At 62.7% G+C, this 8,051-nt stretch carries 3 protein-coding genes and 1 pseudogene; all 4 read right to left on the bottom strand.

What is annotated here, in order from left to right:
- Positions 1–62: 62 nt before the first annotated feature.
- Positions 63–743, bottom strand: a complete 681-nt coding sequence (locus tag ACK59H_RS18455) for a GntR family transcriptional regulator (RefSeq protein ID WP_060476755.1) — start codon at positions 741–743, stop codon at positions 63–65.
- 16 nt (positions 744–759) lie between these two features.
- Complete coding sequence (locus ACK59H_RS18450; RefSeq protein WP_060476756.1) at positions 760–1,464, bottom strand: FCD domain-containing protein; 705 nt, start codon at positions 1,462–1,464, stop codon at positions 760–762.
- Positions 1,427–2,813: pseudogene (locus tag ACK59H_RS18445) on the bottom strand (C4-dicarboxylate transporter DctA). Before ACK59H_RS18445 ends, ACK59H_RS18450 begins: the two are co-directional and overlap by 38 nt.
- Before the next feature lie 320 nt (positions 2,814–3,133).
- The gene (locus tag ACK59H_RS18440) at positions 3,134–7,936 is read right to left on the bottom strand and encodes a dermonecrotic toxin domain-containing protein (protein WP_060476758.1); all 4,803 of its coding nucleotides are present in this window, start codon (positions 7,934–7,936) and stop codon (positions 3,134–3,136) included.
- Positions 7,937–8,051: the final 115 nt, after the last annotated feature.

Genomic DNA, 8,051 nt, shown 5'->3' with positions numbered 1-8,051 from the left:
GTGTCTCGGGAAAGTCGGGGCTAGGGGCGCGGGGGGGGCTGCGTTGCAGCCCCGGGGATTGGTCAGTCGAAGTCCAGCTTGTGTTCCAGGCGGTCGAGGTGATCATGCATCAACGCAAGGGCGGCCTCGGCGTCACCGGCCTCCACGGCATCGATGATCGCCGCGTGTTCTTCCCAAGCACAGTGCTCGCAACACGGCGATTCATAGCGGGCGATGATCAATGAGGTCATCGGCACCAAACCGTTGAGAAAACGTGCCAACGGTGCGTTGGCTGCAACCTGGGCCAGTTTGAGGTGAAACTCCCCACCCAGGCGGATGGCGGCGCAGCGCTCACCACGTTCATGGTGCTGGCGCTCGCGCTCCACCAGTTGACGCAACTGGCGGATCTGCGTGGGCTTGGCGCGCTGCGCCGCCAGGCTGATCAGGGTGGTTTCGGCCAGGCGCCGGGCGCTGAGCACCTGGCGGGCCTGTTCGGGGTCGGGGGCGGCCAGGTGTGCAGTGTGGCTTGGGCGCTGCACCACCACCTGCTGATCGCAAAGGCGCCCTAGCACCCGGCGGATTACGGTGCGGCTGACCCCGAAAGCATTACCCAGTGCCTGCTCTGGAAGCAGGCTACCCGGCGGCAGGCGCTGTTCGAGGATGGCATCGAACAGGCGCGGGTAGATCTGCTCGGCCGAAAGGCGCGTTTCGCCGACGGCGAGCAGGGCAGGCAGTTGGGGGGCGGCTTGGGCACAGGCGGTCATGGTCGCTCTCCTGGGGTCATTGGCCGGGCTGGTCGTCCGGGATATTGAGTTCTATGCCCATGCGCTGGCCCTCGGCGAGGATGTGTTGGCGCATCTGGGCGCTGGCCAGGGCGCTGTTGCGCTCGCGAATGGCGCGCACCACGGCTTCGTTTTCCTTGAGCCGGGCGGCCAAGTGTTCAGGCGAGTTGCGCAGCATGCTTGCGCTTTGCTTGAGGGCATCACCCGTTTGCTGCACCACGCTTTGGAAGATCGGGTTGGTGGTCAGGGCGAACAAGGCTTCGTGAAGCGCGATGTAGGCCTTGGCCCCTGCCTCGCTGTCCTCGGCATCCAGTGCCTCGCGCATGTCCATCAGGGTCAGGCGCAGTTGGCCTATCTCCTGGTTATTGGCCGACTGCGCGACCAAGCCGACGATGAACGGCTCAAGGGTGTAGCGCAGCTCCAATACATCGGCCAGGCTGGCCTGCGCCGCGCTTTCGACAGGCAGGTCGTGTACGACTGTTTCGGCATCGAGCACCAACACACCTTTGCCGGGCAGCGAGCGCACCAGACCCAGTGTTTCCAGCACAGTCACGGCTTCGCGCAGACTAGGGCGGCTGATGCCCAGTTGTTCGGCCAGTTCGCGCTGGCCGGGCAGCATTTCGCCGCGGCGCCACTGGCCGCGGGCCAGGGCAGTGCGTAGCTTCTCAACCACAGAGTTGACGACGGTCGATGAACTGATCACGGTTCGCTCCTTGAAGGGCCGGCGCCAGCGCCGGCCACATGGGCTCAGAATTCCTGTTGATGGGGGTTATGCTTGCGTGGCACGGCGAAACCAGGTTTGCCATCGAGCACATTCTGCGCACGCTCAAGGTCGATGTCTTTCTCCCAGCGGGCAATGGCCACGGTTGCCACGCAGTTGCCAATCAGGTTGGTCAGTGCACGGCCAATGCCCATGAACCAGTCCACCGCAAGCACCAGCACCAGGCCCACTACCGGAATGGCCGGCACAGCGGTCAGGGTCGCGGCGAGGATCACCAGTGCCGAGCCTGGGATGCCATGGGCGCCCTTGGAGGTCACCAACGACACCAGCAGAATGGTCAGCAGGTCGGTCATTTCCAGTGGAGTGCCGGTGGCGTTGGCGATGAACACGATCGCCAGGGTCAGGTAGATGGAGAAGCCGTCGAGGTTGAACGAATAGCCGGTGGGGATTACCAGGCCAACAGTGGAACTACCGATACCCAGGTGCTCCAGTTTGCGCATGATCTGCGGCAGCACCGCGTCAGACGAGGCGGTACCCAGAACGATGGTCAGCTCTTCACGCAGGTACTTGATCAGCGGCAGCAGTTTCAGGCCCGACACACGCATCACGGTGCCCAGCACGATCAGTACGAAGCCGGCGCAGGTCAGGTAGAACAGCGCCACCAGGCCACCAAGGTGCTGCAGCGATTCCAGGCCGTATTTGCTGGTAGTGAAGGCGATGGCGCCGAACACCCCAATCGGCGCCAGGCGCACGATCATGCCCATGATGCGGAAGATCACATGGCTAAGTTCGTTGATCAGCCGTGAGATACCGGCCGCCGCTTCGCCGACCAGGTTCAGGGCGCTGCCGAACAGCACCGAGAACAGTAGCACCTGGAGAATGTTGTTGTCGGCGAAGGCACCGACCACCGAGGTCGGAATCAGGTCCATGAAGAACGCAGTCGCGCCGTGTATGTGCTGCCCGCGCTCGGCCAGGCTGCTGGCATCGGCACTGGAAAGCTGGTCGAGATGGATGTTGGCCCCGCTGCCGATGCCGCTGCTGAAGGCGAACACCAGGCCAATGACCAGGGCGATGGTCGTCAGCACTTCGAAGTAGATCACTGATTTCAGGCCGATGCGCCCGACCTTCTTCAGGTCACCAGCACCGGATATACCGCTGACCACCACGCAGAACACAATCAAGCCGATGAGCATCTTGATCAGCTTGATGAAGCCGTCGCCGAGTGGTTTTAGCTGTAGGGACATTTCGGGGAAGCTGAGGCCGCAGGCGATGCCGAGGACAAGGCCGAGCACAACTTGCAGGAAGATCGAACGCGAGCACCATTTGAGCATGGGAGGGATCTCAGATCGGTGTCCTTGCTTCGGTGCCGCACGGGGCGAAAGAGCGCAGGACTTAATTATTGTGGTCTTACCGGTTTGTTCAGCGCCAGATCATAAAACCGCGAAAAATCCGACATTGCAAGACATTTTGGCCTTACCGGTCTGACCAGTTGTGGGGCATTAGTCATGCAGCAGCTCTACTTCGGTGCACGCAGACAGTCGCGGGTGCCTGCCGCCGACAGCTTGACCAAGGCCTGCCGGGGATTTGCAATGGGCTTGCCAAGTTTTCGGGATGGGGCACCCCGTGCCGACTTTTGACACGGGGTGAGCGGTCACACGCCGGGGGAGAAGACGTGTGGGTTGGCCTCGCTCAAGGCCACAGTCAATGTACGCAGCAGAGCCTCGCGCGCCTGTTCGCGGCTTTGCAGTAACAGCTGCGAGGCCCTCAGGTAGAGAGCGCTGTCGCCGGTCAGATCGACATGTTGCAACGCACTGGCGTGGCGCCAGGCAATCTGCTCAATGTGCTGTTCCAAATTGTCGATGTACGCCTGTGGCACCTCAGGGCCGGTGTAAGCGCCGCTAGGCGCTGCACTGTCATTGAGCGAGTCGAAGTATTGCGAGGCACCTTCCCACTGTAGGTCGAACAGTTGAAACGCCTGGGGGCGTAGACGCTGCAACCAGCGTTGCCAGAAGGGCTGGTCGCCCGCCCAGGCCTGGAGGCGATCGGCAGTGGCTTGCGACCACACAGTCTGCTCAAGGCGCTGCAAAGTAATGTCGCTCAGGCGCGCCAGATACTCGAAGCGCATGCCATCCGGTTGTGGCGGCAGCCGCAACCGCTGCTGCAGGCGGATGCGTGCGTAAAGCGCCATTTCGAGTTCATCGAGTAGGAAATTCGCCTCGGTCAGTTGCTCATCGCTGAGGTCGTCGAGGCTGGACAACCCTGGCGCGGCTTGCCGCTCAGCTTCATTGCCGGCTTCACCCAATGCCCGGCGCCGTGCGCGCCGGGCATTGAACATCTGGCCGATCTGCTCGTCGAGCAACCTTTGGCGCATCAGGCTAGCTGCGCTGTCGATGGCAACTTGCTCGTGGCCGTCACCGGGCGCTGCGTTGGCCACCGATTGCCAGAGCGTAACGTCGGTTTCGACCTGTTGAAACAGCAGGCTGGCCTGATCGACACAGGCTTGGCCGGCATCGACCAAGAACTCACGGACCTGTTGCTGCAGTTGGTCGATACCCGTGCCGGCCTCATCGTGCCTGGTGGCGTCCACCAGCGTCTGCAGCACTTGGCGCATGCGGGCATCCATGGCAGCCGGGCTGGCGCGATAGGCTTGGGTATCGGGCAGGCGTTGGTAAAGGTCGAACAACGGCTGCCAGTCAGGGTCGGCCCAGAATTCGGCCAAATGCTCGCGCAAGCTGGCAGGCCAGCCGGCAGACCACTCCTGGGCGTCAGCATCGTCCTGAATGACGGGCATCCCAGCTTCTTCCAGGCGTTGCAGCGCCAGGTCGTTGAATGGATTGTCGTCGAATGCGTAATGGAGTTGCTGGTCACCTTGGCGCAACCCCTGCGCGAATAGGGTATCGCGCAGGGCGGGGGCATCGCTCAGTTCATTGAGGCTCAGGTCAATCTCACGAAGGTTGAGCGGCTGCTGGTTCATCAACGTGGTCAACCCGGCTGGCCACTCGAAGATGCCTGTACGCTCCAGGTCAAGCTGCTCCAGCGCAGTCCAGCCGCTGAAGTCTGGTGCCAGTACCAGAGGGTTGTAACGCAGCGATAACAAGCGCAGTCGGTGTAGGCCGTTCAAAGCCGGGAGGCTTGCCTCTGTCAGCACGATTTGGTTGTGGCCCAGTTCTAGGTGGGTCAGGCTCGGCCAGCGTTGCAGCGCCTGAAAATGTGCAGCCTCAAACTGTAGGGTATTGAAGTCTGCCTGCAGATAGGCCAGCGCTGGGAGGTCGGCAAGCCGTTGTAGGGTGCTGGCGGAAAGTGTCTGCAGGCACTGTGAAAGGTTCAGGCGCTCTAGGTTGCGCAAGCCTGTCAGTGTCGTGAGGTCGGCTTCCTGGGAGAGGTCGAGTACATTGTGCGAAAGATCCAGAGACTCGAGCTCGCTGAGGTCGGCCAATGCTGGTGGGAGGCTGTGCAGAGCATTATCTTCAAGGTCCAGGTGGCGCAGTTCGGGGAAGGCCCTGATAAACCCGTTCAGCCCGGTGTTGGCATGATCAGCGAGCCCTATGATGCGAAGCTGGTGCACGTGAGAAAGGGGCACGGGCAAGACGGGCAATGTCTCCAGTTGCGCGCCGTCTATGTCCAGGGTGACGGAATCGTGCCCTGCGCCAAAGTCTTCGGGGTTTTGCCGGCGCCATGCGTGGCGTATGCGCTGGGCTTGGCGATCGCGTGCGGTGCGTTGTGATCCCGTGCCCTGTTCGACCCAATTCTGCAGTTCGTCGTCCAGGCGTCGATATTCACCGCGCAGGCGCTCCAGCAGGCGTAGAAAAGCACCTGGCCCAGGGCCTGCTTCATGCTGCAGGCGTTGACGCAGCAACTGGCGCTCTTGCCGGTCGCCTGCCGGGTAGAGCTGATCGAACAGGCTGTCGGCAGTCTGCGCAGGGTTGCCACGGCCACTGAGTCGATAGCCAAGGCGCTGGCTGCCGGGGATTCGAGTGGGTGGATTGAACAGCGGGCGCACCGGCACCATGCCCAGATCACGAGCACTCGCTTCGCGGTTAGCGCAGGCCCGGTCGAACAGCGCGTCTCGCAGGGCGGGCGCATCGTGAATGGCCAGCCCCAGCGCATCGCGCTCGCTGTCAGGCAGGGCGCGCAAGACGGCGTTGAGCAACTCGTCCTGTCCCCCCAGGGTTTGCCCGGCCGCATCGAGCGGTTGATAGCCTTGGGCGCTGCGCTGTACGCGTTTGACTATAGCGCCTTGCTCACCGGCCGCCGCGATCAGGCTGCCATGCTCGACCAGCTCCACGCGCACCGTACCGGACCAGCCTGGTAGCCTTGGCAGATTGGCAAACACCAAGGTGTCGCGGTCGCTGCTCCTGGCCGTGGCTTGGCGCAGATGCTCCAGTGCCCGGTTGAGCCTGGCTTCACGCAGGTACAGGCGGGCCTGTTCGGCCATGGGCAACGGCAAGCGGCTTGTTCGCTTCATCTGCGCAAGCTCGGCCGCTGATGCTGTTGCCAGGATTTCATGACATGCACGAGGGCTGAGCGAGGGGAAATCCCTGGCCAGCAGGGTGCTGTCGGCGGCCTCGATCAACGGCAGGGGAGTGGCACCGAAGGCTTGAAGGGTGTCGAGCAGCAATGCGGGCAATGGGCGGTGATCGAGCAGCAGGCGGCGCAAAGCGTCGTCATCGTAGCCACTGCTGCGCAAGGCATTTGCCATTGCGGTATCGTCCAGGCCTTCGCACGCCAGGCCAAGCCGCCGCCCCAGCGCCGGGCTGCGCCAGGCCAGGGGCTGCTCATGCTCCAGCAGCCAGCTGCCATTGCCGTTGCCAAGCAACCTTGGTTGATGGCGGTGGCCGTTGCCGGGCGCCAGGCGCCAGCCGCCTTTCGCTTCGCGCTGCAGGGGGTATGCTTGGCCATCGTGCAGCCACCACTGCTGGCCTTGCCAGGTATGCAGACCCTCGGCGTTTGGCACAGTTTCCGCAGGCCATGGCCGGGCCTGAGCGAACGCTGACAGGTCGCCATGCCACAGCCGCTCGCTATCGCCGCTGCCAATGCGCTGCCATTCGTGCAACGGTCCAATGGCTTCGGCGAACCGCCCCGCAGCACCCAGTGCCGCGAATTGCGCGAGGTTTTCGAACACGGCGAACAGATGCACCAATGCAGCGTCGGCCTGCTCTTCGTTGGCGGCATGCACCCCCTCAAGGAATTCATCGACCAACTGCGCGCCGCCGACCACCAGCATGACCTGCGCCAGGCCGGGGATGAACAAGCTGGCAATATTCAGCACATTCAGGCCCGCTTGCAGCCAGCCTTCGATACGCTCCCAAAGGGCTTGCGCATCACGTTTTGCGGTGGGCACCACGATGTCGGCTGCATCTTGCAGCTTGCGTTCGAGTTGGGTGCGGGCGCGTGCAGCGAAGCAGTCCTGCTGCCAGGGTGAAGCGCTCCAGGCCAGCCGTGCATTCTTGTCCAGCGTCTCTTGCCAAATGTGGCGAGGGTTGGGGAACAGCCGGGTTATCAAGCTGACCTGTTGGCCTTTCTCGAGCACCGGTGTGCCGGAGTGCAATGTGGGGTAGGGGTAGCGCGGAAATAGGGTTTCACGTAGCCGCAACGCGAACTGCAATTGCTGCCCGTGGCTTACGTAGCGCACGAAAAATTGCCGTTCGTGGTCGTCCCACAGCATGTGCGTGAGCGCCTGGCCCATTGCTGCAACCGAGGGATACTGGCGCATTGGTTCGCTTGGGTGCCCAGGCAGGTAAAGCAGGCATGGCTGGGTTTCTTCGTGCGCTTGTAGGCCGAGGAGCAATGGGCCATTCAGCGCGCAGTCGAACAGCGCCAGGTAACAACATTGCAATCGGCGCTGGCTGCCATCGGGGAGGGTGATCTGCTCGGCCCCTGCCAGGGCCGCCTCACCCAAGGTCGCGCCACGGCTGTCGATATGCCCGCGCAGCAGGGCAAGGGTCAGCTCTGCAGCGAAGGCTGCGCGATCTTGGTCTTGTTGCAGTTGATGGGTCAGGCGTGAATCAAGCAGTTCGGCCACATGCGTCTGATAACGGCCGCCGAGGTCGAGATTGCGTACGGTTTTCACGAAACGGTCGGTATCGATAGCGGTAGCGGCAGTTGTTCCTTTGCGCAGGTACAAGCGAATCTGATCGGCCTCATCGAAGTTCAGCATGGCAGCTTCCAGCCATGACATACCGCGCCGTTGTGCCACATGCCACAGCCAGCCCTGATCGACGTCAGGGAGTTCGCGGTCGGCAAACCAGTGAGCCAATGCCTCATCAAGCTGCGCTCTACAGAACGTCTCTGGTGCCTGCAGGCGGGCTAGGTGCTTGCGCAGGCGGTGGCTGGCGCGATGGCTGTCGCGCAGGCGTCGTTCGAGCTGCTGGCGCTGCTGCGCGGTGCACGACTGCAGCCATCCAGGCATGCGTCGCTGGATGAATGCCAAGTGGGGCGAGGGGGCTTGGGACATGGCGCCGTTCTCCAATTCGGGAAAACGGCGAGCCTATTGAAGGCAACGATGGGCATGGGGTGCAGGGCTACCACACCTTTGCAGCGCCATGCGCTGAATCACAAGCAAAAAAAAC

Source organism: Pseudomonas sp. KCJK9000 (assembly GCF_046230725.1).
Taxonomy (GTDB): Bacteria; Pseudomonadota; Gammaproteobacteria; order Pseudomonadales; family Pseudomonadaceae; genus Aquipseudomonas; species Aquipseudomonas promysalinigenes.
This window is presented reverse-complemented; position numbering and strand designations above follow the sequence as displayed.

What these genes read in the sequence shown, in the direction of transcription:
- ACK59H_RS18455 (WP_060476755.1), bottom strand. Translation starts at nt 743, where the DNA reads ATGACCGCCTGTGCCCAAGCCGCCCCCCAACTGCCTGCCCTGCTCGCC.
- ACK59H_RS18440 (WP_060476758.1), bottom strand. Translation starts at nt 7,936, where the DNA reads ATGTCCCAAGCCCCCTCGCCCCACTTGGCATTCATCCAGCGACGCATG.